Origin of the sequence: Caballeronia udeis (genome assembly GCF_001544555.2) — a bacterium.
In the GTDB taxonomy this organism is placed as follows: Bacteria; Pseudomonadota; Gammaproteobacteria; order Burkholderiales; family Burkholderiaceae; genus Caballeronia; species Caballeronia udeis.
On the sequence record NZ_FCOK02000087.1, the window covers coordinates 1 to 26,477 of the forward strand.

A 26,477-nucleotide genomic window follows, 5' to 3' on the forward strand; every position below is an offset into this window, starting at 1 on the left:
TTCGGCTCGGTCAAGCAACTGATTAAGCGTATCGATCAATTCGTGTCCCACTACAACGAGAATTGCAAACCTTTTACGTGGACCGCTTCCGCTGACTCCATCCTCGCAAAGCTACAAAGACTTTGTACGAGAATCAGCGGAACGGAACACTAGTTCAATGCCACGGCTGCCGCCGCGTTGACGGGCGACCCTTCCAGCGCGACCGAAGCGCGTCCGTCCGGCCCCACCGGCACATCCCCCACCAGCGTTGTCCGATACAGTTGCCGGTCGAACTCCAGGTCGAAGATATCCGATGGCGCGAGGTGCGCCGTCGACCGGTTGTCCCAGAACGCGATGCTGCCCGGTTCCCATTTGAACCGCACCGTGAACTCGGGACGCGTCACGTGTTCCCACAGCAGCTCGAGGATCGACTGACTCTCGCGCGGCGTCACGCCAACAATATGCTTCAGGAAACTCGGGCTGACATACAGCGCCCGCTCGCCTGTTTCAGGGTGCACGCGCACCAGTGGATGTTCGGTGACCAGCGCGCGTTGCTGCACGGCTTTCTCAAACGCGCTGGTAGCGCTGGCCCCGGCGGGCGGTGTGAATTTATGCACGCCGCGCAGGCCATCGACAAAATCGCGCAGCGGCGCCGAGAGTTTTTCATACGCGGCAACAAGGCTTGTCCATTGCGTGTCGCCGCCATAAGGCGGGATGGTGACACCACGCAGGATTGACGCAAACGGTGGGTTGACGGCGGCTGTCACATCGGTATGCCAGCCCGTCCACGGGCGTAACAACGCCTGTCCTTCGAAGCGGGTTGCCTTGCGATACTTGGAAATGGAATAGATCTCGGGGTGCCCGTCAACATGCCCGAACACGGGATGCCCCAGCGTGAGTTCGCCGAACTGCGCGGAGAACGCAACGTGCTGCGCATGCGTGAGGAACTGCTCTCGAAAGAAGATCACTCGCCACTTCAACAAGGCCGCACGAATCTGCGCGATCTGATGGCTATCGAGTCGCTGCGTCAGATCGACGCCACTGATTTCAGCGCCGATAAATGCCGACAGCGGCGTGACCTGGACGGACTCGGTATTGCTTGCGACGGCTGCGTTCATTGCGTGTCTCCTGAGAGCGGAATCGCCAGTTTCAGGTTGGGGGAAGTTCGGGTTCCAGAGCTTGAAGATCAGGCATGCAAACGGACCCGACGTTGCTCCATGCACATTACGACCGCCCAGCAGCGGCCTCAACCAATCGATCTGCATATATAAACCACGCCCAACGCAAAAGATGGCTCGGGACTAGAATCAATCTCGCATCGTCGAATAACGTTATCGCGTTTTCTTCCTTCCCAATTACCACGAGCCGGTCTAACTTCATCGCCATGAACTCAACCATCCAGTCACCTTCCAGTCTCCCGCATGAACAAGCGCCGGTCGCGTGGATCGCCGGGGTCGGCGCCAGCGCGGGACTCGGCGCAGCAGTCGCCCGGCGCTTCGCGGAGGGCGGTTTTACTGTCGCCCTCACGGGACGTACGGCCGAACGTGTGGCAAGCATCGCTGCGGAAATTCGCGCCGCAGGCGGCGTGGCCCACGCATTGCCCGGCGATATCTCGAATGAAGCAACGCTCGCCAAGCTTGGCGACCGGGTGCGTGAGCTTGGTCCGCTGACGGTGGCCGTATTCAACGCAGGCGGTGCCAGCCGTGCGCCAACGCTTGAATTGAGCGCAGCAGACTTTGAACAAGCGTGGCGCACCGGTGTGCTCGGTGGTTTCCTGTTTGCCCAGGCGGCACTGCGCCGGATCTTGAACAACGGATTGAATACGGCCAGTTCAACGGGACGCGGCACACTGCTTTTCACGGGCGCCACGGCTGCGTTGCGGGGCAAACCACCCTACGCCGCTTTTGCTGCATCGAAGGCGGCGCTACGTTCATTGAGCCAGACCCTTGCCCGCGAGTTCGGGGCCGAGGGCGTGCATGTGGCGCATATCGTGATTGATGGCGGCATTGACGGCGAGCGTCTGCGGCAATCCGCGCCGCAGCGCGTACAGCAGGCCGGCGACGATGGCTTGCTGCAAGCAAGCGCCATAGCGGAAAGTTATTGGCAACTGCACCATCAGCATAGAAGTGCGTGGACGCAGGAACTTGATCTGCGTCCGTTCAAGGAAACCTTCTGAACAACGGGCCGCGCGCTTAAACGGTGCGCGCGGTTTGCTTCGATTTTTCTGTCATGCGCTCCTTGCGGGCGCGCCTGCCGTCATTCATTTCTTCCCTTTATCCCCCGCCCCTTCCTCCTTGCGTTAGCGCTTTGCGCTGCGCCCGCTTTTCAGCAGGCCATCCTGAACAATCGATTCTACGACGGCTTCCGGCTTCCCGAATACTTCGCCAGCAAGTAGGGATATCGCTATGCCGGTCGAATAACCTTATGGAATTTTATTCGTTCAACTTCGGGTCATGCGGGTATAGCTTAAAGTCCTGACTTCCAGGCCGAGGAACGACCATGAGCACCGTATTCGAAGAACGTCCGCATGCAGAAACGTCGCGGGCGGTTGAAGCTGAACTCAACTATCTGCGTGCCGGCGAAGGCCGGCCGGTAAGCTACACGTTCGAGCCGCCGCCCGGTGTGCCCTGGACGTTCGGTGCGCTCGAACCCCGGCGCGTGACCATTCGCGACGCGCGTCCGCTCGCCGCGGCGGGAGAGTTGTCGCTGGATAAAAGCGGCTTCGAACGTGTCGCGCATAGAAGCGCGCTGACCGACTTCAGCGACAACGCCGCCATCCGCTCGATCTACTACAGCGAATCCGAACAGGTCCTCCTCAAGGCGACCGGCGCGGAGAAGGTCGTGGTGTTCGATCACACCCTGCGCGACAGCTTGAACGGCTCGCGCGCAACCTCGTCCTTGCGCGAGCCGGTACGGCGCGTGCACAACGACCAGACGTTCGTTTCAGGGCCGCGTCGCGTGCGTGACCATCTGTCTGCCGATGAAGCCGCTCAACGCCTCAAGCACCGCTTTGCGATCGTCAATCTATGGCGGCCGCTCGATGTAGTGGAGCAGTTGCCCCTTGCACTCTGCGACGCACGCTCGATCTCAGCGAGCGACCTGGTGCCAAGCGACCTTGTGTACAAGGACAAGGTCGGCGAGACCTTTTCTTTCACGCATAACCCGGCGCACCGCTGGTATTACTTCCCGAAGCTGCGGCCCGACGAAGCGCTGCTGCTCAAGATCTACGACTCTCGCAACGACGGCACGGCCCGCCTGACCGCACACACGGCGTTTGAAGATCCGACCACGCCGGAAGGCGCCGCACCGCGCAGAAGCATCGAATTGCGGGCGCTGGTCTTCTGGAAGGAATGAAGCGGATCGTGCGCTCGCTGACCGGTGCATTCCGCGCCTGCACCAGCTCTTAGCTAAACTTTCAAATCGGCATAAACACATGAAAACAGAATGGTTAGGCTAGCGCGCAAGTCATGAGAGGATTCGCGCCTGCCAACCAGAAAGAGTTTCAACATGCATCGTAGAACTGTTCTTGCAAGTCTCACCTTTGCCGCATTCGGCGCTGTCTTCGGCGTCGCTCATGCGGAAGACGCCCCACTGCGGATCGGCACCATGAGCGGCCCCGACGCGCAGATCTGGACCGAGGTGTCCAAGGTCGCGGCGCGCGAAGGCCTCAAGATCAAGGTGATCGAATTCAACGATTACATCCAGCCCAATGCTGCCCTTGATGCCGGCGACCTGGACGCGAACGGCTTCCAGCACCAGCCTTTCCTCAACAGTCAAATCAAACAGCGCGGCTACAAGATCGTGAACGTAGGCCTGACCTATGTTGCGCCAATGGGCTTCTACTCGAAGAAGTTCAAGTCGTTGAAAGACCTGCCGCAAGGCGCCAAAGTCGGTATTCAGAACGACCCGTCGAACGGTAATCGTGCGCTGTTGCTGCTGCAGAAGAACGGCATCATCAAGCTGAAGGCCGGCGCGGGGGTAGATGGCGTGAACGCTACGCCGCTCGATGTGGTCGAGAACCCCAAGGGCATCAAGCTGATCGAGCTCGACTCGGCGCAGTTGCCGCGTTCGCTGGACGATCTCGCCGCCGCGTCGATCAATACGGACTACGCAGTGAAAGCCGGCCTGTCGCCGACGAAAGACGCCATTGCCATCGAAGACCTGAAGGGTCCTTATGCCAACCTGATCGCGGTTCGCGCTCAGGATCGCGATAAGCCCTGGGTCAAGAAACTGGTCGCCGCGTATGAGTCGCCGGACGTGAAGACTTTCATCAATACCCAGTTCAAGGGCTCGATTATTCCGGCTTTCTAAGCGGGACATTTCGCGCCGCGCGGCGCATGGGCGGGCTGCTGATGACACCATCGGGTAAAGCTTGCGCGATGCGTTGCTGGAGAGTCTTGGGGCGGTCGCGGCTCAAGACCGCACCGACCCCTTCAACGCAGGTTCAAAGCCTTGCAATAGACACTTCCGTCGACTTCACAAACGCAATGACTTCGCTCCCTACCTTCAGTTCCAGCTCATCGATCGAGCGCGTGGTGATCACCGACGTGACAATGCCATAAGGCGTTTCGACATCGACTTCCGAGACCACGGAGCCGCGAATGATCTCCTTGATGTGCCCTTTGAACTGGTTGCGTACATTGATTGCCGTGATGCCCATGATGATGCTCCGTATTGATTGAATAGTGCCGGGGCCGGTCGACAACGGCAATGAGTGAATCGATAACCGGACCTAGCCCGGCTGCGCACCGTTCCTGAGAACCCGCGACAACACCTGTTCTTCCAGTTCAGCGAAACCTTCCGCCGTGCGCAAACGCGGGCGCTGCAGCGTGATAGCGGCATCGAAGGAAATCTTCCCTGCTTCGATCAACACAATCCGCTCGCCCAGCGCCACCGCTTCCTGCACATCGTGCGTGACCAGCAGTGCGGTGAAGCGATGCTCACGCCACAGACGTTCGATCAGCGCGTGCATTTCAATGCGGGTCAACGCGTCGAGCGCCCCTAGCGGCTCATCCAGCAACAGCAGGTCCGGCCGGTGCACCAGCGCGCGTGCGAGCGCTACACGCTGCCGCTGCCCCCCCGACAATTGCGCGGGCCAATCGCCTTCCCGTTCGCTCAGGCCCACTTCAGCCAGCGTCGCGCGCGCGTCTTCACGAGACGAACGCGGCAAGCCGAGCATGACGTTTTGCAGCACGCTTTTCCATGGCAGCAGACGTGCATCCTGGAACATGATGCGGGTCTCCAGGATGCTGGCTCCCGCCGCCGCATTGCGCTGCACCACACCGCCGGTTGCTTTTTCAAGGCCCGCGATCAGGCGCAGCAACGTGGACTTGCCGCAGCCGCTGCGTCCGACTATTGATACAAAACTGCCGCGTTCAATGGCGAAATCAAAGTTCGACAACACCTTGCGCTCGCCGAAATGTTTATCGACACCTTGCAGCGCGACAGCCATGTCTGCGGACGGCGTACGAGGCACAGTCGCTGCCGGCGCACGCTCGCGCGTGGCAACTTCGGGTTCGGCGCCTTCCAGTACGACGTTGTCTGATGCATACGATGCGTAGCTTGATGTCACAATTTTGCTCCCTTCTGATACGCAGGATGCCAGCGCAGCGTTGCGCGCTCGATCGATTTCGCGAGCATGTCGGCGAGTTTGCCGAGCAGCGCATAAAGCAGGATGCCGACCACGACCACGTCGGTCTGCAGGAACTCGCGCGCGTTCATGGTCATGTAGCCGATGCCCGATTGCGCCGAGATGGTCTCGGCCACAATCAGCATCACCCACATCAACCCGAACGCGAAACGCACGCCTACGAGAATCGAGGGCAATGCCCCCGGCAGGATCACGTCGCGATACAGCGCAAAGCCCGAGAGTCCGTAGCTGCGGGCCATCTCGATCAGGTCTGCATCGACGGAACGAATGCCGTGATACGTGTTGGTATAGACGGGGAAAAACACACCGAGCGCGACCAGGAACAACTTCGCTTCCTCGCCAATCCCGAACCACAGGATCACCAGTGGAATCATTGCGAGCGCGGGGATATTGCGGATCATCTGCACGGTCGAGTCGAGGGCGATCTCAGCCGGCTTGAAGAGCCCTGTCCCCAGCCCGAGCACGAAGCCGATACCACCGCCGATCGCAAAGCCCGTCAGCGCGCGCCATGCGCTGACCTTCACGTTGGCCCACATGTCACCCGACTGGATCAGCTCCCACGCCGCTTTGACCACGGCAAGCGGCTCGGGCAATACCCGCGACGACAAACCGCCCGTGCGAGCAGCCAGTTCCCATGCAATCAGGATCAGGATAGGCACGAGCCACGGCGCAGCCTGTACACCGGCACGGCGAAAAAACGGGACCACGTTCATCGGACCTCCGGGTTCAACTTTGCGAAGCGCGCGGCAGATACGACGTGCCGACGATCTCACCAAACGGCCCTGACAACGGACCCGACACGCGCTCTTTCTGTTCACGCGGCAGCAGCGGAAATACGAGTTCGGCGAACCGGTATGACTCTTCGAGATGCGGATAACCCGACAGGATGAACGTGTCGATACCAAGCGCCGCGTACTCCTTCATCAAGCCCGCGACCTGCTCCGGATTGCCCACCAGCGCCGTACCCGCTCCGCCGCGCACGAGGCCGACGCCGGCCCACAAATGCGGATACACCTCGAGCTTGTCGCGCTGACCGCCGTGCAACGCCGCCATGCGTCGCTGGCCTTCCGAATCCATCTTTGCAAACGACGCCTGCGCGCGCTGGATGGTTTCATCGTCGAGCTTGCTGATGAGCCTGTCCGCGTCGGCCCACGCTTCCTGTTCTGTCTCGCGCACGATCACGTGCAGGCGAATGCCAAACTTGATCTTGCGGCCTTTATCGGCGGCGCGGCGACGGATATCGGCGAGCTTCTTTTCAACTTCGGCAGGCGGTTCGCCCCAGGTCAGATAGGTATCGATATGATCGGCCGCAATCTCATGCGCAGCCGGCGACGAGCCGCCGAACCACAGCGGCGGATGCGCCTTCTGCACGGGCGGATAAAGCACCTTGCCGCCCTTTGAGCTCAGGTGCTTGCCGTCAAAATCGATCGTGCCGCCTTCATGCGATGACTCGAGCAGACCCCGCCAGATCTGGAGGAATTCATCCGTGACTTCATAGCGCGTGTCGTGGTCGTTGAACACACCGTCGCCGGCCAGTTCGACCGGATCGCCGCCCGTCACCACGTTGATCAGCAGACGGCCACCGGAGAGGCGGTCAAAGGTCGATGCCATGCGTGCGGACAACGCGGGTGACGTCAGGCCCGGACGGATCGCGACGAGGAACTTGAGGCGCTTCGTTGCGGGAATCAGGCTGGATGCAACCACCCATGCGTCTTCGCAGGAACGACCCGTCGGCAGCAGGACGCCTTCGTAACCGAGCGTATCGGCCGCCACCGCGATCTGGCGGAAGTAGTCGTAATCCGCGGCGCGCGCGCCTTGCGTCGTACCGAGATAACGGCTGTCGCCGTGGGTCGGAATGAACCAGAAAACATTCATCGGGGGCTCCTGCCTTGCGGGTGTAAGTTCGAGTGTCGGGTGCCGGGTGAGAAGCGAGCGCGGACGCGACGAACAGACGTGCTGCTCATGTTCGTGCGAAACGAGTCACCCGTCCCCGTTCAGATGATTCATCTTAGCGATGCCCACTTTGGGCATGAACGATTTATTTAAGCTAAGGTTCTCGTCAATTCTGCTTATGCGTCTCTAGCGATGCAGGAGCGCATTGTTGAGATCAAACGACGCGCCAGCGCGCATCGGTCACCGCCAGCTTTTTTGGAATCAGCTTGAGGTCGGTGAAGGTATCGGCAATCTGCTGCTGGTACGCGAGGGTCTCCGGCGTAATCGGCTGCACACCATAGGCGGTCCGTTTCAACGCGCGTTCAAGCGTCGGCTGGTCCAGCCCGACCAGCGGTGACAGAAGCTTGGCGACATCCGGCACGTTGTCGCGGCCCCATTGATCGACGTGGTCCAGCTCCTCCAGCAACGCATGCACAAGCTGTGGCTGGGCGGTCGCGAACTTACGCGTTGCGAGGTAGTACTGCGTGTTGCGCACCAGGCCGGTGCCATCAACAATCACGCGTGCATTCGCCTGACGTTCGACAGCCGCGAGATACGGATCCCAGATGACCCATGCGTCCACGCTGCCCTGCACGAACGCTGCGCGTGCGTCAGCCGGAGCCAGATAGACCGGCTGAATGTCCGCATATGAAAGCCCGGCTTTCTTCAGCGCTTCGACCAACAAGTAGTGAACATTCGACCCCTTGTTCAGCGCCACTTTCTTGCCGCGCAGATCCTCCACCTTGTGGATAGGCGAATCGTGCGGCACGATGATCGCCTCGCCTTGCGGCGCAGGTGGTTCGTTGCCGACATAAACAAAGTCCACGCCCGCGGCCTGGGCAAAGATTGGCGGCGTTTCGCCTACGGTGCCGGCATCGACTGCGCCTGCGTTGAGCCCTTCCAGGAGCTGCGGTCCGGCCGGGAATTCGAGCCATTGCACGGTGACACCCTGCGCCGCAAGCCGTTTGTCGAGCGACCCGCGCGCCTTCAGAACGACGAAGTTGCCGTACTTCTGATAACCGATGCGGAACGTCTTTCCCGGCTCTTCGGCGCGCGCCGCCTGGCTCGCCAGTAGCGCTCCGCCGCCGGTCAGGAGGCTGGTGGCTCCTGCGCCTAACGCGGCCATCCTGAGCAATGCACGACGGCGCGATGGAATCGCCAATTGCGGTAACGTCTCATCGTCTTTTGATCGGTAATGGTCGGACATGCTTTGCTCCTTGGAATATTCGAAGTCGGCCGGGACGTGGATCGGGAATGACACCGTCACGGTTCGGCATCCTTAGTTTGATCGCAGCTTCGCGCAACCCGGTCAGCGCTGGTAAGGGTGAGGACTTTCAGGAGATCATCCTGGCTACGGCTGCGTGGCGGTCAACGGCGTCCGTCACGTCGGCACTGAAGTCGACCGCCCCGCATTGAGCGCTTCGGTAAGCGGCAGCCCACTCGCGAACTCGCCTCATTCAAGGCGCACATTGAGCGGCGCAACGGCGCGTTCCAGCGTGCCGCGCGCGTTCAGGATCGCGATCAGCGTGGAGGATTTCTGAAAGCCGGTACGGAGCTTCACAGGGTCGCCCGAAGGCGTTTGCGCCGAGGCGCTCACCGCGCTCACGGCAGTCACGGCCAGCGCGAGACACGCGGCCGGACAGGTGAAGATTTTCATGGGGGCATCGCAAGCAAATTAGGCAGTCGACCATGCTAACAAGGTGCGCGTCCAGCACTAAACGATCAATCGTGATATCGATTGCAGTAGAAATGCTGAGACGGCCACATGCCTCCAGACAGGCGCCCGCACCAGCGCGAAACGGGCTGAAACGCGGGCTGAAACGCGGGCTTGAAATACCCTCAAGAATCCCGCATCTCATGGTCCCTTTATCCGGAGCACGATCATGGGAAGCCGTCCCCAATTCATCGATGATCTTTCACGCGGGCCCGCGGGCGCCGCCCTCGCAAGCCCGCTCGGCGACGCGGTCCTGTTGGACGCCTACTCCCAGACCGTGATCAGCGCGCTCGAACGCGTGCAGCAGGCGGTCGCCTTTATTTCGGTCGAACGTCGCTTGCCCGGCGACAAGAGCGGCCGCGGCGCACGCGGCGGCACGGGGTCAGGATTCATCTTCACGCCCGACGGATATCTGCTGACGAATAGCCACGTCGTGCATGGTGCAACGCATATCCGCGTGACGCTCGCGGACGGCGCGACATTCGACGCCGATCTCGTCGGTGACGATCCGGACAGCGACCTCGCGGTGCTGCGCATCGGCTCGGCCGACGTGTTGCCGCATGTCGAATTGGGCGAGTCCGGCAAGCTGCGTGTCGGGCAGATCGCGATCGCCGTAGGCAATCCCCTGGGCCTCGCCCAGACAGTCACGACCGGCGTGGTATCGGCGCTTGGACGGTCCCTGCGCTCGAACTCCGGACGCATGATCTACGACGTGATCCAGACCGACGCCGCGCTCAATCCCGGCAATTCGGGCGGCCCGCTCATCAACTCGGCCGGTCAGGTGATTGGGGTGAACACGGCGATCATTGCCGGCGCGCAGGCGATTTCGTTCGCCACCGCCATCGACACCGCCAAGTGGGTCATCATGCAGCTCTTCGCGCACGGGCGCGTGCGGCGTGCCTACATAGGCGTTGCCGGCACAACCATGCCCATCTCGCGCCGCGTGCAACGATATTTCGAGCTGCCGTCGGCAAGTGGCGTGCATGTGATGGAAGTCGTGAAAGGAAGTCCGGCCGCGCTCGGCGGATTGCGTACGGACGACAGGATCGTCGCCATCGATACGCTGGCGGTCGATAGCGTGGACAGCTTGCAGCGCTCGCTGGATGCATCGCGGATCGACCGGGAGGTGAAGGTGACCGTGTTGCGCGGCACGCAAAAGCTGGAACTGGACGTAACGCCGGTCGAACAGGCTGCATAAAACAACCGGCGTGGCGTGACTGGCGTGGCGTGACCGGTGGGGCGTGACCGGTGGGGCGTGACCGGTGGGGCGTGACCGGTGGGGCGTGACCCTCAGGCCTCCTAGTCGCGGCCCTTCGCCATGCTCGAAAACACGCCGTCGCGCCGGATCAGGCCATGGAACAACGCCGCGCCCAGATGCCCGAGGAAAGTCGCGAACAGCAGCAACGCGAGCACCGTATGCGCCGATCGGAGCAACGCACAAAGGCGCACGTCCTGCGGGACGATAGGTGGCAGGTTCACCGGTCCGAACAAGTGAATCGGGAACCCGCCGGCCGACAGCATCGACCAGCCGACCAGCGGCATGGCGAACAATAGCGCGTAGAAAACCCAATGCGACAGATGCGCGATGTGCTGCTGCCAGCGCGGCATGTCGTCGGGCAGCGGCGGCGTGCGATGCGTCAGCCGCACGATGAAACGCACGCTCACGAGCACAAGAATGGCTATGCCCAGCGGCTTGTGAATGGCGAGCAGTGTCTGATGCCATGACGATAAAGTGGCCACCATCCCCACGCCGATGAACAACATCGCTATCACGAGAGGCGCCATGAGCCAGTGCAGAAAACGTGCTGACGAACTGAAGTGCTTTCGATCGGCGCTCATTCGTGACCTCGTGCCGGTTGTTGAACGGAGGCCAGCCGCTGCGCCTCCTCATGCGTGCGGCGGTTGTAAGACACCGCATAGGCGGAAGAACGTGCCGCCAGCAGCGGATCGGCGGATGGCTTGAGGCCATCGGGAAGAATGGTCGGATCGTAGTTGATGTCCCGGCAATCGCCCTCGCTCTGCGCACTCTCGCGCTCGATCACCAGTGTGCCGGCATCAATGTGCGGCCGGTCTTCGGGCCATGCCTGGGTTGCATCGGTAGTTGGATCGCCAGGCTTCGCCACCGTCAGGATCAGGTGCCAGCGCAATGGACCGCTTGCCAGACGGCCGCGCAATTCGCTGTCGAGAAAGTCGTGCTGACTCTTCTGTTCCGCGGTGACCGGGGCGTACGGCGCCTCAGGCACCATCGACCAGCGGACGAAGTGGGTCTTGCCGTCTGCATCGATCGCACGAAATGCATTGATGCCGTAATACGCCGCATTGCCGAAACTGGAGGACGGCGGATGGCTTTTCACCCAACTCTGGAACGGTGCGGTCTCGGGGTGCGCTGCAAAGAACGCCTTGAGCTTTGCCGGATCGGGTTTGCCCGTGGCGGGATCCGGCTTCGACGCCACCAGTTGAGCATAAAAAGCCTGCGGCGTATTGACGATGAACACCGGCGTATTGTTCATGCCCGTTCGCCATTGCTGGCCATCGGGCAACTTGAAATCCAGCGCCATGCTGCGCACCGGCACGCTGGCATCCGGAGCCGACGGATCGCCGCCTGGAATGGCAAACCTGCCAATCACGGGCGTTCGCACGGCCTTGAACACATCTGCGCGAGAGATATCCGACGCCTGGCCGTTGCCTTCGAAATACCCCGACACACATACGCCCTTCGCATGATTGCGGCGAAAGCCCGGATGAACGCCTGCATTCGCTTCGAAGGTATTGACAATGCGTTGCGGCGTCAGTCGATGCGGCGTCAGGAAGCCCGCAACATAGGCAAAGGAGAAACCTGCGGCGCCCACAACCGCGCCGATAGCCGCAAGCCTGAACAGCGGAATGGTTTGTCGCCCGCGAGGGCGTGGTGAGAATGGGTCGGTCGTCATGTGGAGTGATCCGGTTTTCTGCCTCACTATTAATTCGATATCCTTAAGATTACGAATTTTCAGACAGCGAGCACGATTTCCTTCTATATAAGACGGTTCTACCAAGGTAGTGAACCATTTCGCGTAGCCGATTATTCCGGGCCCAGCGCTATATTCGGTAAAGAACAGGAACAGCCACAATGTTGTTGAACATCGTGGCTGCAACGGACTTTACTGCGTAGACGAAGAAGCCCCTGAGGGCGGCTTGGCGCCGCCCATTGCTGTCAACTGCGAATAGACGTCATGCGACAGGTCAAGCAGCACCTTGCGATCAATCGCGCCGGACACGGCGTAACCGTAATCGCCGTCGATCCAGTAGAACACGTTCACCGAGCCGTCCTGATACAGCTTGAACGCGGTCGTGTCCGAGCTGATCTTGCGATGCGATATGCACAGCGTAATACGCTCGCCCTTCGCGTCGTGGTACATGAACTGTGCAACCGGGCCGTCGTCGCCGGGCAGCAGGCGGCCGCCCATCAACTCGAAGCCCGAGCGGGTCAGGACGGGCGGCCGCACGTCCGTACCCAGCCGGTTCGATACCCACTGAACCAGCTCCTGCTCGCGATCCGCGCCCACTTCCACGGGCCGCGTCACTTCGGGCGCATACATCACGTGTGCTATAGCCGACTGCCGTGCAAACGACTCGCCGACGCTATAGCTTGCGCGTTGCACCGATCCCCCGCCGCTTCCCGGCATCAGGGTGTCGCGGCCCATGTTCCCTGACATGCCCGCCACACCGATCCCCACGCCGAGCACCAGCGCCGCCGCCATGCCCGCGAACTGCGGCAAGTTGGCAGCCGCACGCCAGCGCTTGCGCTCCGGCGGCAGCAGACGCTGTGGCACGGGCTCGCTCAGCACGCGGTCATAGCGGTCATGGAACATGCTGTTCAGCGAGAAATAGTCGCTGACCTTCGCAGCCAGCGCTTCGTCATGCTCAAGCAGGCGATCGATCTCCTCGCGGCGATGCTCAGCCAGCGATCCGTCGACATACGCGTGAATTTCGTCTTCAGTGATGGGTGTTTGTTGGTCGCTCATCGCACCACCTGTAATTTAGCGCCCGGTTGCGCGCCGGCCATCAACGCGCGCAGTCTTTCACGTCCGCGCGACAGGCGGGACATGACGGTCCCGATCGGGATTTCCAGCGCCTGCGCCACGTCCGCGTAACTCATTTCTTCCAGCCCCACGAGCAACACGACCTGTCGCTGGTCGAGCGGCAAACGCTGCAACGCGAAGTCCAGGTCGCGCATTTCGAGCGATTGCGTTTGCGTGCCCGGCACGGCGAATTCACGCTCGGATATGTTCTCGTCGTCGACGGAAACATGCACTGCCCGCACGCCCGCGCGACGTGCCTGATTGGCGAACACGTTATGCATGATCGTGAACAGCCACGCGCGCAGATCGGTGCCGGACTGAAACTTCTCGGTATGCCGGAGCGCACGTTCGAGCGTGTCCTGCACCAGATCGTCAGCGAGATCGCGATTATTGATCAACGCTCGCGCATAGCGGCGCAGTCGCGGCACATGCTCCATTAACTCATCACGGACGCCCATCGGCCTTCCTTCATTTTGTAAGCTTACGCAAACGTTCCATAAAACGCCGCTCTGATGATGGGCTAACACCGGGTCGTGGCGAATATTCCCGCTGTCAGCGTATTTGTCGCCGGGGTGCGCTGATTTTATGCCGTCGGCAGCTTCGTGGTTGTTACTTGCCTCTTGATTAACTGCCCGTCATCAAGTCGGCGGCCAGCATCAAGCCACGGGTCTTCGCACGGCCCGCGAGCACATAACGCTTACCGGCCGCGGTCCATGCGAGCAAGCGGCTTGCACCCACGCGGCGCGCCTTCCATTGTGGCTGCGACTGCGCAAACAGGCCCGGCGCCACGAGCAGCACGGCGGCCTCGCCGCCTCGATTGCGGTAGACAAATTCTGTGGCCGAGGCAAACGGACCCACGGGCATTTCCCGGCGGGCAATTGGATGGAAACCAACGCGGGACAGATCCGGCGCGCTGTCCAAAACCTTCACCGAGCTTTCATAACCCACTGCACCCGACGTCATGTCCTGGGCGGCCACGGCTTGTTCGAGCGCCATCATCGAGGCATTGTCGAGCGCTGAATCGGAAATATCGAACGCGAAGATTGCCGCGGCGGCGACCGCAAGCGTCACGGCTGCCCCGACCAGCAGTGCCCGCAGACCGTGTCTCGACATGCGCCGTACAGGCGCCGGCGCAGGCGGGGCTTCTTCGTTGTCGGGTTCATGAAAGGCGTTCTGCATCTGCCAGTTCAGACGGCCATAAAACGCGACCCGATCCGCCTCGTCAGGGCGGCTCTTCAAATACGTCTCTACACTCGCCGCGCGCTTGGGATCGAGCATGCCGTCGGCGAATGCCTGGACGTCCGACTCAGAGAGCCGGGGTTCCGTTGGGGGTTTTGCTATGGGCATGATCTGGCAATGTTGGGCTGTTCGTACAGGGGCGAACACGAAGCGCCGGGGTTTATTCCACACCGGGCGCAAAAAACCCCTACGCGCGTAAACACCGTCTCCAGCGTGTTATTCCGCATCTTTCCAAATAAATATTGATTCTTCCGAACATAAAAAATAATGAAATTCATCGGGAATATCCCGCGCTCATTACGGGTTCTCTCCATTGCAAGCCGCACACATTCAACCCAGCAGGAGCGAACCATGAAAACCTTCAGCGTCGCGGTACTTTTCCTCGCCACCATCGCCTCGGCACACGCATTCGCGCAAACCAAGACCCGCGCCCAGGTCTATCAGGAACTGATCCAGGCCCAGCAGGACGGCCGTGATTTTGTCACAGACACGTCCTACCCCGACGTCAACCCGATCTTCGCGCACCAACTCGAACAACAACAAGAAACACGCCTGGCGCAAAACCAGGCGGCCAAAACCAACGCGGTAGCAAGCTCAACTGCCACCAACTCGTCCAGCGCAACGAACTGATCCATCGCGCTAAATCAATCTTCACAATCCAGTTAAATAAATCGGAATCCTAATTTTCCTCTTGAGGTCATCATGAACAAATTCCTTATCTCCGCTCTCGTTATCTCCTCGGCATTGGCCGCCCCTGCCTTCGCTTTCGCGCAAAGCAACGGCCCCGTCACCCGCGCCCAGGTCAAGGCCGAACTCGTTCAACTGGAAAAAGCCGGCTACAACCCGGGCGGTGAAGACGTCAACTACCCGCAGGACATCCAGGCCGCCGAGCAACGCGTCGCCGAACAACAAGGCATTGCGTCTTCGTCCTATGGGTCCCCGGCCAACGGCACGTCCGCATCCGGTATGCACACGCATACCACGCCGGATAACGCGACTCAATCGATCTACTTCGGCCATTGAGCCGCATGCTCGGCAGGACGCCGGCGCGCGATGACCATCACCAGGACAGCTCTCGTCCGGTCCGCGCGCTCGCCGTCTGCCGAAACCCGCTCCAGCCGATAAACTTCATAGGCACGCGCAACACTTTCTCCGTCGCGCATTCCCTTCTGGAGACATCGACATGAAGCAGGCGCTCTATCATCTGAGCGTGCCCACACGCACGCGCGGACTGCACGAAATTACTCCCGACATTGAAAACTGGATCGATCTGCAGGGCATCCAGACCGGTCTGCTGACCCTGTTCCTGCGGCACACCTCGGCGTCACTACTGATCCAGGAAAACGCCGATCCCGACGTCCGCACGGACCTGGAGCAGTTCTTCGAGACCATCGCTCCGGAAGCGCCGGGGCGTTACATCCACGAGGCAGAAGGCCCTGACGACATGCCCGCACATCTGCGAGCCGCGTTGACGCAAGTCCAGTTATCCATTCCCGTCGATGCCGGCCGGATGGTCCTGGGCACGTGGCAGGGCATCTACGTCTTCGAACACCGTCGCGCCGCAAATAGGCGTGATGTCGTATTGCACCTTTTAGGCGAGTGATTTAATATACGCATCGCGTACATAACCACTTCCGGAGCGCCCATCGTGCAAGCTCAACAGCAAACCCTCCTGCGCGATGCCATGCGCCGCCTGAACATGACCCGCGACGCCTTCGCGAACCGGATTGGCGTGTCACGCCGGGCGCTCGATACGTGGCTGCTGCCGGACGAATCGGCGGAGTCGCGGGCCATGCCCGAGATTGCGAGCCGCTACGTCATGGAACTGGTGGAAAGAATCCCGTCCGGCGATGAATATACACAGCGCGCATATTCTCCTTCCATTCTTCACGAAGGCCGGCCACATCTGCTGTCTGTCGACCAGTTCTCGCGAGACTCGGTGGAAGCGCTGTTCCAGGTTGCGGACACGATGCAACCCATCGCGCGCCGCCAGAAGATCACACGCGTGCTGGAAGGCGCGGTACTGGCCAATCTGTTCTTTGAAGCCAGCACCCGCACGCGCGTCAGCTTCGGCGCGGCGTTTTGCCGGCTGGGCGGATCGGTGTGCGACACGACCGGCTTCACGTTTTCGTCGATGGCAAAAGGCGAGTCGATCTACGACACCAGCCGCGTGATCAGCGGTTACGCCGACGCGCTTGTCGTGCGTCACCCGGAGAAGGGCTCGGTGGCGGAGTTCGTGCGCGCGACCAACGTGCCGGTGATCAACGCCGGTGACGGCCCCGGCGAGCACCCCAGTCAGGCGCTGCTCGACCTCTACACCATCCAGCGCGAATTCTCGCGTGTGGGAAAGATTGTCGACGGCTCGCACATAGCCATGGTGGGCGACCTTAAATATGGCCGCACAGTCCATTCGCTGGCCAAGCTGCTCGCGTTGTACCGCGGGCTGAAGTTCACGCTGATCTCACCCGCCTCGCTCGAGATGCCCGCTTCTATCCTCGATCAGATCAATCGCGGCGATCACGTGGTCGAGCAGACCAACGACTTGCAGACGGGGTTGAAGGGCGCGGACGTGGTGTATGCAACCCGGATTCAGAAAGAGCGTTTTGCCGACGAATCCATTGAAGGCTACACGCCGGATTTCCAGATCAACCAGGCACTGGTCGAGAGCGTTTGCGGACCCGATACCTTGATCATGCATCCACTGCCACGTGATGGCCGGCCCGGCGCCAACGACCTGAGCACCGACCTCAACCACGATCCAAGGCTGGCCATTTTCCGACAGACGGACAATGGAATTCCGGTCCGCATGGCGATCTTCGCGGTGCTATTAGGCGTGGAACGCCAGGTCCAGCACTCCATGCGCGACGCCGCATGGAAGTCACCGGCTTATATCGGACCTGACGATGCGGTATTTCACGGCATCGACTAAGCGATCTATACAGCGCCGCCAGCAATATTAACGCGGCGTTTACACACAAAAAGATACGCTGCAAGTGATCCCGAATTAAGGAGCTTGCAGCGTAATGAACTTAGTCCTTGAAAGAATTCCCTGCTCGGCTGCAGCGAATAAATCTGCCTCACAGGAAGCGCTCTCAGCACCTCCCGTGTCTCGTGTCCATCTCTCGGCCGTCCTGCACAGCAGGCACGATGAGGCCGCCCGCGAGCGCATCAGGCGCCTCTTCCACTCCCCGCTGGGCGTGTATGTCAGCCAGGCATCGCGCGACCATGACGACCTCCGGCTGGTCTTCGACGTGGCAGCGGAAGACCTCGACTTCACGGTGCGCACGCTGCATCAGGTGCTGCCCGAGGCGGTGATCGAAGCCGTGCGTCCGCGTGTGTTTACGCATCGCCGCGAGCATTGAGCGGCAGCTTCAACAGCCGGTCGCTTACGGCTGCTTTCGGCTGCTTACGCCTGCACCAACGAGAAATCGACGGCGGCGCGGGCGTGAAGCGTGGTGGTATCGAGCAACGGCACGGGACTGTCGGCTTCGTTCACCAGCAGCATGATCTCGGTGCATCCCAGCACGATCGCTTCCGCGCCACGCGCCGCCAGTCCGTGAAGAACATCGCGGTACTGCTTGCGTGAGTCCTCGTTGACAATCCCCAGGCACAACTCGCGATAGATGATGTCGTGAATCACCGCTTGCTCGGCAGGCTCGGGCAAGAGTGTTTCAATGCCATGCCGTTCCTGCAGGCGGTCGCGGAAAAAACTTTCGCGCATTGAAAACGCCGTGCCGATAAAACCGACCTTGCGTATGCCCCGCTTTTGCGCCTCGATCCCCGTTGGGTCGACGATATGAAGGAACGGCACGGACACCGCCGCGGCAATTTGCGGCGCAACGAGATGCATGGTGTTCGTGCAGAGCACGATGCAATGCGCACCGCCCGCTTCAAGATGACGCGCGGCATCGGCTAGCCGGATACCCGCGATGTTCCACTGTCCGTCGCGTTGAAGCTGTTCGATCGGCGCGAAATTCACGCTATGCAGCAGGACTTGCGCGGAGTTCAGGCCACCGAGGCGCGTGCGCACGTCCCGGTTGATCAGCCGATAGTATTCGGTAGTCGATTCCCAGCTCATCCCGCCGATCATGCCAATGGTTCGCATGCTGTTCATGGTGCCCGTCCTGCAAATCAGATTGATCGAAGCGACATAGTGCAGCGAAGCGCGCGGGCCGGCCGGCCAGGGCAAAATTCGGTTCTGTCTCGCTGAGGCACTGACATAATATTTTGTCGGCCTGCGCAGACAGAACCACTGATGAGCCATTGCCCAACATGGTATCGGAGGCGGGCATCGCCGTTATATTCATAGCGATCGAAGCGCGTTATGATTGTACGCAACGCGTATCAAAAGAAGCAAAGTCGGTCCAAAGTACGTACCATAATTGACATGGAACACAGCGCGTACCCTGTTAAAACCATAGGGTTGGAAAAGCAGAAAGGCGAACGACAATGAAAAATTATGGCGTAACGATCAAGGTTCGAACCTCCCCTCAGCGGCCTGTTGAAATGCAACTGAAGGGCAGCGAGGGATCGCGGGTGGTAATGAGCGCGGCAAAGCGTGTTATCGCGACTCACGAGAAGGTAATCAAGGCTCTCGCGAACCGATGATAGACGCGCAGCAAGTCATTGAGATCCATGATCTGATCTTGCAACAAGAGCCAGGACTTGCGGGTGGTCACGGAGTTGGGCCGCTTGAGGGCGCATTGGCACGCGTCGCGAGCCGCATGCTCTACGGGCAGCTCTCGGATGTTTTCGATATCGCGGCAATGTACGCAGTAGCGCTCGCCAGAGGACACGTCTTCAACGATGCGAACAAGAGAACAGCGTTGGTTACTGCATTGACCTATCTGGCCTTACAAGGCTACGACGTACCAAGATCCGACGTGCTGGAGGACATCATGGTGGACGTTGCCGAAGGCACCTTGGATGAGAGTGGCCTTGCGACCCTTCTGTTCTCAATCGCCATCGAATAACACCGGAAAACAGCAGAAGCGTATGTCGGTGGGCTATCACGTCCCCAGCAATTCGATCTCTCGTTTCGTCATCTATCGCAATCCACGCCTCATGGCTGCCTGACTTTCCTTAGCGCGATAAAACCGCGCCGCAGCTACTTCGAGCGCGCAACGGCGCACGTATGGTCTTGCAACTCCTCCGACGACGCGAAGTCGCCTCTATCGCGTTGTACGTGATCATTGAGAAGAAAGAATGCCGGCTTGCCGTCGGGCGCCGTGGCCCCCGCGAGCAGCAAGGTCTGGTCGGCCATGACCTGACCTTCTCGCGCCACGTCGGGGGCAAGGAGCTTGAAGGGATCGATGGAAGCGAGGTCGGCGTCATCAATACGTCGAATGCGGTATGCGTGTCCGCGTAAAAGCGTAGGGAACGCAGTCCATTCCGTGCCGATCTTCGGGCCTTGCTCACGCAGCGTACGAACGACATCCGGGGCAAGGCAATCAATGTGGATGTGCAACTGGTTTTGCGTGCGCCCGCTAGTCGAGTTGATGGCGAGCGAGAGTTCGTCGCGGGGAAGGTCCTGGCCTAACTTCGCTTCGACAAAACGCCGTGCTTCCCACGCCGCGCGCCAGTAATTCGGCGAGCCCGGTATCAGCAGATCAGTACTTTCAATGCCACCGACTCGAGCCGTCGGAATCAACAAATACTGGGCAATGCCGTTGAGATCCTTGAGAACCGCGAACCCGCCGGCCGGATCGACGTCGACACATTTTTGCGGGACATCCGCGCCGCGCGCGGCGGGCTCACATGAGTTGTGGACAATCTGCCATAACGCGTCGGGGTTGCCCGCGTGAGCAATGGAAAAGAAAAGCGCAGCAACGATGAACGAGGCTAGGGGAGCGAGAAGCCGGGCATGGCGCATGGGGTGAGCGGTCAACACGAAAGCCTGCATCGTAACAAGACTTCGTGACGGCTGCGGGCAACCTAAGCCCCTACATGACCGGCAAATGCAGATGATGAGGATGTTCGACGGTGTCCGCAATCAGCCTGAGCGCGTCTTCACATTCATCAAGATTCTTGGGGCCGCCGAGGCACACGCGAATGGCTTCGGGCGGATTGCCATCGGTCGCGAAAGCCGCCGCCGACACCGCGCCAATCCCTTGCGAGCGCAACTGCAATGCAAGCTCGGATGCGTTCCACCCGCACTCCGCCGGAATGGGCATCCAGAGATGGAAACCGGCCGGATCAGCGTCGAATTTCCAGTTGGACAGCACGCGTGCGGCAAGCGCTTGACGGGCCGCGGACTCCGCACGAATCGCGTCGAGCATGAGGTCCGCCGTGCCGTCGCTGACCCACTGCGTCGCCAGCAGCACCGTGAAGGGGCTCGCCATGACAGTCGTTGCGCGCAGCGCTCCGGCGAGGTGCTGGGAGCGCCGGGCGGACGGTGCACGAATGTAAGCCACGCGCAGACCGGCGCCAAAACTCTTGGACAGCCCGGTGACGTAGTAGGTCAGGTCGGGCGCCAACGTAGCCAGCGCATCGGGCGCCTGGGCCGGCAACATGCCATACGCATCGTCTTCGATGATCGGCACGCTGTACCTTAGCGCGACATCGGCAAGTGCCTCGCGGCGTTTCGACGACAGGGTCACCGTGCTCGGATTCTGGATCGTGGGATTGCAGTAGAACGCGCTGGGTTTGTCACTCTTGCACAGCGCCTCGAATGCATGAGCCAGCGGGCCGTCGTCATCACGCGCCAGCGCCTGCAAACGCACGCCCAGTTGCGCAGCAATCGCCTTGATGCCCGGATACGCCAGCGTATCGAGGCAAATGGTCCCGCCCGGCCGCGCAAGCTGCGACACCAGCGCCACCAGCGCGCTATGAATGCCGGGACAGACCAGCACCTTGTCTTCATCGCAATCATTGAAACGGCGCTTCAGCCACTTCGTACCCGCTGCACGATCGTCAGCAGTGCCACCGAAATCCTGGTACCGCAGCAGCCGGTACGGATCAGTCGCCGAAAACACCCGCGCGGCTGAATCGCGCAAGCGTGCGGCGAGTTCCGCCGGCTCCGGCGGCATGTTCATGGTCATCTCGACACTGCTGCCGCCGGACAGCGGCAACGTCGCGGTCCGGCCGCGTACGAACGTGCCGCTGCCGGCACGCGAGTCGAGCAGCCCTCTTTTGCGCGCTTCCGCGTAGGCACGTGCCACGGTCGTGTAGTTGAGCTGCAGTTCGTCAGCGAGGTCACGCAGACCCGGCAGCCGATCACGCGGACGCAAGCGACCGCTCGCCAGATCTTCTTCAATTAACTCGGGAATCAGCAAATAAGCCGGCTTGCGGCTTTCTGTCAGCTTTCTGATCCAGTGATGGGTAAGACTGGCCATGAAATGCTCTCGAATAAATACGGTTAAAAAACGATAGCACGCCGGCGATGGAAAAAAAATAAATTGATCGCATCAGGCGGCATTAAGTGATCGTATGGAGAATGCGATAGATCGAGGGTCAATGCACGTATCCGGTGTTTATTGCACCAGACCAGCGCAACAGCACCGCAGTGATCACGCCACGCTGGTGCAGGGTCATCGTCGTGCCAAGGCTTAAGGCAATCCCCCCAAGGCTCTTCGGGATCGTCGTCAAAAATATTTCGCTGCTCCGCGAGCACTGATTGTTTGAATGATCGGATATTGATCGCATTAAGACATCCATTTAATGGCACGCCGGTTGCATTAACAGCGTCGTGTCCCGCGGCTTGGTTCCGGGTTAAAAAATCCGGCGCCACTGATTAAATTGTCTATTTACTGGAGATTAGAATGCCTGCCGTCAATATCCCGATGCACAAGAAAGGCGATTACCTTGTCGATTATGAAGAGAAGGTGTTTGAGGACGTCAAGGCCGCGCCGGGCGAGAAGGCGCTGGTGACATTCCATACGGTCGCGTTTGAAGGTTCCATCGGCTTCGTCAACTTGCTCCAAGCCACCCGGCTGCTGCGCAAGGGCTTCGAAACCTCGGTATTGCTGTATGGGCCGGGCGTGACGCTCGGGCTGCAGCGCGGCTTCCCGACGCTCGGCGACGAAGCGTTTCCCGGCCATCTGAACTTCAACAAGCAGATCCAGAAGTTCATGGAGGAAGGCGGCAAGGTCTACGCATGCCGCTTCGCGCTGCAAGCGTTGTACGGGCAGGGAGAAGCGTCGCTGATCGAAGGCATCAAGCCGATCAGCCCGCTCGACGTGCTCGACATCCAGCTGCTGCATCGCAAGGACGGCGCGCTGATCATCCACACCTGGACGGTCTGACGCAGGTCCGAAGCCTCTCATCAACACGGAACGACCATGCCCGACAAGAGAATCGTCCGCGCTGCCGCGGTCCAGATAGCACCGGACCTTGAACGGCCCGGCGGCACGCTCGAGAAGGTCCTCGAAACGATCGACAACGCCGCGCGCCAGGGTGTGCAGTTGATCGTCTTCCCCGAGACCTTCCTGCCCTACTACCCGTACTTTTCGTTCGTGCGGGCGCCGGTGGCATCGGGCGCCGAACACATGCGCCTCTACGACGAAGCGGTAGTCGTGCCCGGCCCCGTGACGCACGCAGTGGCGGAGCGGGCGCGCCGGCACGGCATGGTCGTCGTGCTCGGCGTGAACGAGCGCGATCACGGCAGCTTATACAACTCACAACTGATCTTCGATACCGACGGCGAGCTGCTGCTCAAGCGCCGCAAGATCACACCGACGTTTCATGAACGGATGATCTGGGGCATGGGCGACGCGGCCGGCCTGAAGGTAGCGGAGACGCACATCGGCCGCGTAGGTGCGCTCGCGTGCTGGGAGCACTACAACCCGCTCGCGCGTTATGCGCTGATGACCCAGCACGAAGAGATTCATTGCAGCCAGTTTCCGGGCTCGCTGGTCGGTCCCATCTTCGGCGAACAGATCGAAGTGACCATCCGGCATCACGCGCTTGAATCCGGCTGCTTCGTGATCAATTCCACGGGCTGGCTGACCGAGCCGCAGATCGAATCAATCACGAAAGATCCAAGCCTGCAGAAGGCGCTTCGCGGAGGCTGCAACACGGCAATCATCTCGCCCGAAGGCCAGCATCTCGCCCCGCCGCTGCGCGAGGGCGAAGGGTTGGTCATCGCGGATCTGGATATGTCACTGATCACCAAACGCAAACGCATGATGGATTCAGTCGGTCATTACGCGCGGCCCGAATTGCTGAGCCTCGCGATCAACGACCGGCCCTCCGTCACGTCGGCGCCCATGAACGGCTTCTCACCATCAACCGGGGGATTGCACCTTGAACGCGAACGAGACCTTGTCGGCCGTGAGCCGGCAATTGATGACTGAACTGCAATCGGCGGGCTTGCGTCTCGCTGATCCCGGCGCGGGGGCGAGTCTGGGCGTGGCCAGCCGGCGCGGCGGCGCGGGCCCGTCCGATCACAAGGCGGTCACCATCGAGGGCGTGACCATCATGGTGCCCGTGCATACCAACACTGCATGGCACTCGCCGTTCGTGGCATCCGCACCCGACGCCCACGGCAGCAGCGCGTTGCTGCGCGGGTCGATCCCTATCGCGAACATCAGCTTCCCGAAGGCGCCGCGTTTCTATGCCATGCAGACCTTCGACGGCGTGCCCTACTCGCACATCGCGACCCTGCATGGTTCGGATGTGCTTGCCACCACCGTGCTGCAAACCTGCATCCGGTACGAAAGCCGCAAGAAGACCTGCAAGTTCTGCGCGATCGGGCAATCGCTTGCGGCAGGCAGGACGATCGCCCGCAAGACGCCCGAGCAACTGGCGGAAGTAGCGCGCGCAGCCGTGTTGCTCGATGGCGTCAAGCATATGGTCCTGACGACCGGTACTCCGCCGACGAAGGATCGTGGTGCACAGATCCTGTGCGAAAGCGCGTTCGCAATCAAGGCCGCGGTCGACCTGCCGATCCAGGCGCAATGCGAACCACCCGACAATGACAAGTGGTTCGAGCGCATGCGCGCAAGCGGCATCGATACGCTCGGCATGCATCTCGAAGTGGTCACGCCCGCGCTGCGTGAACAGATCATGCCGGGCAAGGCGAACGTGCCCATCTCGCGCTACATGGAAGCGTTCAGGGCGGCCGTGGCGGTGTTCGGCCGGGGGCAGGTGAGCACCTACATACTCGCGGGTCTCGGTGACACGGCAGACGCCATTCTCTCAATCTCGCGCGAGCTGGTCGATATCGGCGTGTATCCGTTCGTGGTCCCGTTCGTGCCGATCAGCGGCACGCCGCTCGAGGATCATCCCGCGCCCTCGCCCGAGTTCATGAGGTCCGTGCTGCAGCCGCTTGGCGCGATGGTGTCGGCAGGCGGGATGCGCTCCGCCGATATCAAGGCGGGCTGCGGCAAATGCGGCGCATGTTCGTCGTTGTCATCCTACGAGGTTTGATCATGCTCGCCGATACCGAAGATCTCGCAAGGCTCTACACACCCGCCAGCTACACGATCAAGTGGACCACGCTGCCCTGGGAAGCGAACGAGGCGTACAAGCTCCGGCGCGCGGTGTTCTGCATCGAGCAGGGGATTTTTGTAGGCGATGACCGCGATGAAATCGATGAGCGCGCGCAACTGCTCGTGGCGGTGAGTTGCATCGGCGGGATGCCTGAGCAGGTGGTTGGCACAGTGCGCATTCACGAGGACAAACCGGGCGTATGGACCGGCTCGCGGCTCGCCGTGCATGCGGCATTCCGAAGGCACGGCAAGATTGGCGCAACATTAATCAGGTTGGCGGTCAGCAGTGCGCATGCGCTCGGCTGCACGACCTTCCTCGCACATGTGCAGAGCCAGAACGCGGCGTTGTTTCATGCGCTGCACTGGACTACGCTCTCCGAAGAACTCATGCATGGCCGGCCGCATCATCTGATGCAGGCTGACCTTGGTTTTTATCCACCTTGCGCGACACCTCAAAGCGGTTTCATGACGCAGTATTCGCCTGCGCGGAGTTCGTCATGACGTTGACGGACCTGGTCGTCGCGCTAAGGGAAACGCGGGGCTTTCGCCATAAGACCGATATCGCGCGCGTGATGTCGTCGCTTGCCCGGTACGTGCCACGCGACGGCGGCGACAACTCGCAAGCGGTCGCCCTAGGCGACGACTGCGCAGCCATTGCCGACGGAGACTCTCATCTGCTGTTCGCCATCGAAGGGATGGTCAGCGACTTCGTGCGCGACATGCCCTGGTTCGCGGGCTACAGCAGCGTGATGGTCAATGTGAGCGATATCTACGCGATGGGCGGCCGCCCGATCGCTGTTGTCGACGCACTCTGGAGCGACGGCCTGGGCGCGGCCGAAGACGTGCTGGCCGGCATGGCGGCGGCATCGTCCGTGTACGGGGTGCCGATTGTCGGCGGCCATAGCAACACGCGCAGCGACCAGGCCCAACTTGCGGTGGCCATTCTTGGGCGAGCAAACAAACTGCTGTCCAGTTTCAATGCCCGACCCGGCGACCGCCTGATGATGGCGGTGGACCTGCGCGGCGCGTTTGAAGACCCGTATCCGTTCTGGAATGCCTCGGTTGGCGTACCCGCCGAGCGCTTGCGCGCCGACCTCGAGTTGTTGCCCATGCTCGCCGAAAGCGGTCTCTGCGATGCAGCCAAGGACATCAGCATGGCCGGCGCACTTGGCACCGCGCTGATGTTGCTGGAATGCTCCGGCGTGGGTGCGAGCATCGATCTTTCGCGTCTGCCATCGCCGCCTGGACATGATCGTCTGCGTTGGCTAAGCGCGTTCCCCAGCTTCGGTTTTGTGATGTCCGTGCGTGAAGAACACGCAGCTCAAGTAGAGCACTTGTTCGTTGAACGTGAACTGGCATGTGCGGTGATTGGTACGGTCGATACCTCACGCAAAGTGGTGCTGCACGAAGGCAGTGATTCGGCCGAACTATGGAACTTCCACGATGACGCGTTCATCGTCGGAAGTTAAGAG

At 60.8% G+C, this 26,477-nt stretch carries 30 protein-coding genes and 1 pseudogene; 16 read left to right on the forward strand and 15 right to left on the reverse strand.

Annotated features, from left to right (window positions below; all coding sequences use genetic code 11):
- Positions 1-153 (forward strand): annotated as a pseudogene (locus tag AWB69_RS48280) (IS630 family transposase); the annotation flags it as partial.
- On the opposite strand, the gene AWB69_RS38120 reads toward AWB69_RS48280, so the two are convergent.
- Positions 150-1,097 (reverse strand): TauD/TfdA dioxygenase family protein, encoded by a 948-nt coding sequence (locus AWB69_RS38120; RefSeq protein ID WP_062091954.1) that lies wholly within the window; start codon positions 1,095-1,097, stop codon positions 150-152. The pseudogene AWB69_RS48280 and the gene AWB69_RS38120 sit on opposite strands and share 4 nt — an antisense overlap.
- Before the next feature lie 266 nt (positions 1,098-1,363).
- Here AWB69_RS38120 and AWB69_RS38125 point away from each other — a divergent pair, with 266 nt between their 5' ends.
- The 3 genes from AWB69_RS38125 to AWB69_RS38135 all read left to right on the forward strand — a co-directional run bounded on the left by AWB69_RS38125 (position 1,364) and on the right by AWB69_RS38135 (position 4,290).
- On the forward strand, positions 1,364-2,155 hold the full coding sequence (locus AWB69_RS38125; RefSeq protein WP_062091955.1) for an SDR family NAD(P)-dependent oxidoreductase: 792 nt from the start codon (positions 1,364-1,366) through the stop codon (positions 2,153-2,155).
- 323 nt (positions 2,156-2,478) lie between these two features.
- On the forward strand, positions 2,479-3,333 hold the full coding sequence (locus AWB69_RS38130) for a CmcJ/NvfI family oxidoreductase (RefSeq protein WP_062091956.1): 855 nt from the start codon (positions 2,479-2,481) through the stop codon (positions 3,331-3,333).
- A 153-nt stretch (positions 3,334-3,486) separates the two neighbouring features.
- Positions 3,487-4,290: a MetQ/NlpA family ABC transporter substrate-binding protein gene (locus AWB69_RS38135; RefSeq protein ID WP_062091957.1), complete on the forward strand. Its 804-nt coding sequence runs from the start codon at positions 3,487-3,489 to the stop codon at positions 4,288-4,290.
- A 133-nt stretch (positions 4,291-4,423) separates the two neighbouring features.
- Here AWB69_RS38135 and AWB69_RS38140 read toward each other — a convergent pair whose 3' ends face one another.
- From AWB69_RS38140 to AWB69_RS48285, 6 genes are all read right to left on the reverse strand, one after another.
- The gene (locus tag AWB69_RS38140) at positions 4,424-4,639 is read right to left on the reverse strand and encodes a TOBE domain-containing protein (protein ID WP_031357267.1); all 216 of its coding nucleotides are present in this window, start codon (positions 4,637-4,639) and stop codon (positions 4,424-4,426) included.
- Between the two features lie 72 nt (positions 4,640-4,711).
- The gene (locus AWB69_RS38145) at positions 4,712-5,551 is read right to left on the reverse strand and encodes an ATP-binding cassette domain-containing protein (protein ID WP_231937371.1); all 840 of its coding nucleotides are present in this window, start codon (positions 5,549-5,551) and stop codon (positions 4,712-4,714) included.
- The gene (ssuC, locus tag AWB69_RS38150) at positions 5,548-6,342 is read right to left on the reverse strand and encodes an aliphatic sulfonate ABC transporter permease SsuC (protein ID WP_062091958.1); all 795 of its coding nucleotides are present in this window, start codon (positions 6,340-6,342) and stop codon (positions 5,548-5,550) included. The genes AWB69_RS38145 and ssuC overlap by 4 nt, the downstream gene beginning before the upstream one ends.
- Positions 6,343-6,355: 13 nt before the next feature.
- Positions 6,356-7,504, reverse strand: a complete 1,149-nt coding sequence (gene ssuD / locus AWB69_RS38155; RefSeq protein ID WP_062091959.1) for an FMNH2-dependent alkanesulfonate monooxygenase — start codon at positions 7,502-7,504, stop codon at positions 6,356-6,358.
- A 232-nt stretch (positions 7,505-7,736) separates the two neighbouring features.
- Positions 7,737-8,768 (reverse strand): sulfonate ABC transporter substrate-binding protein, encoded by a 1,032-nt coding sequence (locus tag AWB69_RS38160; protein WP_062091960.1) that lies wholly within the window; start codon positions 8,766-8,768, stop codon positions 7,737-7,739.
- Positions 8,769-9,014: 246 nt separating this feature from the next.
- Positions 9,015-9,218: a hypothetical protein gene (locus tag AWB69_RS48285; protein WP_062091961.1), complete on the reverse strand. Its 204-nt coding sequence runs from the start codon at positions 9,216-9,218 to the stop codon at positions 9,015-9,017.
- A 226-nt stretch (positions 9,219-9,444) separates the two neighbouring features.
- Between AWB69_RS48285 and AWB69_RS38170 the strand changes: the two genes are divergently transcribed.
- Positions 9,445-10,473: a S1C family serine protease gene (locus AWB69_RS38170; RefSeq protein WP_062091962.1), complete on the forward strand. Its 1,029-nt coding sequence runs from the start codon at positions 9,445-9,447 to the stop codon at positions 10,471-10,473.
- Between the two features lie 101 nt (positions 10,474-10,574).
- On the opposite strand, the gene AWB69_RS38175 is transcribed toward AWB69_RS38170, so the two are convergent.
- The 5 genes from AWB69_RS38175 to AWB69_RS38195 form a co-directional block, all read right to left on the reverse strand.
- The gene (locus AWB69_RS38175; RefSeq protein ID WP_062091963.1) at positions 10,575-11,114 is read right to left on the reverse strand and encodes a cytochrome b; all 540 of its coding nucleotides are present in this window, start codon (positions 11,112-11,114) and stop codon (positions 10,575-10,577) included.
- A complete protein-coding gene (locus tag AWB69_RS38180; protein WP_062091964.1) occupies positions 11,111-12,205 on the reverse strand; it encodes a catalase family peroxidase in 1,095 nt (364 codons plus the stop codon). The genes AWB69_RS38175 and AWB69_RS38180 overlap by 4 nt, the downstream gene beginning before the upstream one ends.
- Positions 12,206-12,415: 210 nt before the next feature.
- Positions 12,416-13,279, reverse strand: a complete 864-nt coding sequence (locus tag AWB69_RS38185) for an anti-sigma factor family protein (RefSeq protein WP_062091965.1) — start codon at positions 13,277-13,279, stop codon at positions 12,416-12,418.
- Positions 13,276-13,794 (reverse strand): RNA polymerase sigma factor, encoded by a 519-nt coding sequence (locus AWB69_RS38190; RefSeq protein WP_047845924.1) that lies wholly within the window; start codon positions 13,792-13,794, stop codon positions 13,276-13,278. The genes AWB69_RS38185 and AWB69_RS38190 overlap by 4 nt, the downstream gene beginning before the upstream one ends.
- A 166-nt stretch (positions 13,795-13,960) precedes the next feature.
- Positions 13,961-14,683, reverse strand: coding sequence for an anti-sigma factor family protein (locus AWB69_RS38195; protein ID WP_062091966.1), 723 nt, complete (start codon positions 14,681-14,683; stop codon positions 13,961-13,963).
- 243 nt (positions 14,684-14,926) lie between these two features.
- Between AWB69_RS38195 and AWB69_RS38200 the strand changes: the two genes are divergently transcribed.
- The 5 genes from AWB69_RS38200 (at position 14,927) to AWB69_RS38220 (ending at position 17,937) form a co-directional block, all read left to right on the forward strand.
- Positions 14,927-15,205 (forward strand): DUF4148 domain-containing protein, encoded by a 279-nt coding sequence (locus AWB69_RS38200; RefSeq protein ID WP_062091967.1) that lies wholly within the window; start codon positions 14,927-14,929, stop codon positions 15,203-15,205.
- Positions 15,206-15,277: 72 nt separating this feature from the next.
- The gene (locus AWB69_RS38205) at positions 15,278-15,598 is read left to right on the forward strand and encodes a DUF4148 domain-containing protein (protein ID WP_062091968.1); all 321 of its coding nucleotides are present in this window, start codon (positions 15,278-15,280) and stop codon (positions 15,596-15,598) included.
- A 160-nt stretch (positions 15,599-15,758) separates the two neighbouring features.
- Positions 15,759-16,178, forward strand: coding sequence for a secondary thiamine-phosphate synthase enzyme YjbQ (locus AWB69_RS38210; protein WP_062091969.1), 420 nt, complete (start codon positions 15,759-15,761; stop codon positions 16,176-16,178).
- Positions 16,179-16,259: 81 nt separating this feature from the next.
- Complete coding sequence (locus AWB69_RS38215; protein WP_062091994.1) at positions 16,260-17,504, forward strand: aspartate carbamoyltransferase; 1,245 nt, start codon at positions 16,260-16,262, stop codon at positions 17,502-17,504.
- A 94-nt stretch (positions 17,505-17,598) separates the two neighbouring features.
- Complete coding sequence (locus AWB69_RS38220) at positions 17,599-17,937, forward strand: hypothetical protein (RefSeq protein ID WP_062091970.1); 339 nt, start codon at positions 17,599-17,601, stop codon at positions 17,935-17,937.
- A 44-nt stretch (positions 17,938-17,981) separates the two neighbouring features.
- On the opposite strand, the gene AWB69_RS38225 is transcribed toward AWB69_RS38220, so the two are convergent.
- A complete protein-coding gene (locus AWB69_RS38225) occupies positions 17,982-18,689 on the reverse strand; it encodes an aspartate/glutamate racemase family protein (RefSeq protein WP_331712711.1) in 708 nt (235 codons plus the stop codon).
- A 490-nt stretch (positions 18,690-19,179) separates the two neighbouring features.
- On the opposite strand from AWB69_RS38225, the gene AWB69_RS38230 reads away from it, so the two are divergent.
- Positions 19,180-19,548 carry a type II toxin-antitoxin system death-on-curing family toxin gene (locus AWB69_RS38230; protein WP_062091971.1) on the forward strand — a complete coding sequence of 123 codons (369 nt, stop codon included), beginning with the start codon at positions 19,180-19,182 and terminating at the stop codon, positions 19,546-19,548.
- 134 nt (positions 19,549-19,682) lie between these two features.
- Here the strand turns inward: AWB69_RS38230 and AWB69_RS38235 are convergent, their stop codons facing one another.
- Positions 19,683-20,465: a CDP-diacylglycerol diphosphatase gene (locus tag AWB69_RS38235; protein WP_231937372.1), complete on the reverse strand. Its 783-nt coding sequence runs from the start codon at positions 20,463-20,465 to the stop codon at positions 19,683-19,685.
- A 52-nt stretch (positions 20,466-20,517) separates the two neighbouring features.
- Positions 20,518-21,909, reverse strand: a complete 1,392-nt coding sequence (locus AWB69_RS38240; protein ID WP_062091973.1) for an aminotransferase-like domain-containing protein — start codon at positions 21,907-21,909, stop codon at positions 20,518-20,520.
- Between the two features lie 426 nt (positions 21,910-22,335).
- On the opposite strand from AWB69_RS38240, the gene AWB69_RS38245 reads away from it, so the two are divergent.
- Genes AWB69_RS38245 through AWB69_RS38265 form a run of 5 tightly spaced genes read left to right on the forward strand, consistent with a single transcriptional unit; the run spans position 22,336 to position 26,474 of the window.
- Positions 22,336-22,818, forward strand: a complete 483-nt coding sequence (locus AWB69_RS38245) for an MSMEG_0572/Sll0783 family nitrogen starvation response protein (protein ID WP_062091974.1) — start codon at positions 22,336-22,338, stop codon at positions 22,816-22,818.
- A 36-nt stretch (positions 22,819-22,854) separates the two neighbouring features.
- Positions 22,855-23,868 (forward strand): Nit6803 family nitrilase, encoded by a 1,014-nt coding sequence (locus AWB69_RS38250; protein ID WP_062091975.1) that lies wholly within the window; start codon positions 22,855-22,857, stop codon positions 23,866-23,868.
- Positions 23,861-24,943, forward strand: coding sequence for an MSMEG_0568 family radical SAM protein (locus tag AWB69_RS38255; RefSeq protein WP_156529126.1), 1,083 nt, complete (start codon positions 23,861-23,863; stop codon positions 24,941-24,943). The genes AWB69_RS38250 and AWB69_RS38255 overlap by 8 nt, the downstream gene beginning before the upstream one ends.
- Before the next feature lie 2 nt (positions 24,944-24,945).
- A complete protein-coding gene (locus AWB69_RS38260; protein WP_062091977.1) occupies positions 24,946-25,506 on the forward strand; it encodes an MSMEG_0567/Sll0786 family nitrogen starvation N-acetyltransferase in 561 nt (186 codons plus the stop codon).
- Positions 25,503-26,474, forward strand: a complete 972-nt coding sequence (locus tag AWB69_RS38265) for a sll0787 family AIR synthase-like protein (RefSeq protein ID WP_062091978.1) — start codon at positions 25,503-25,505, stop codon at positions 26,472-26,474. Before AWB69_RS38260 ends, AWB69_RS38265 begins: the two co-directional genes overlap by 4 nt.
- Positions 26,475-26,477 lie beyond the last annotated feature (3 nt).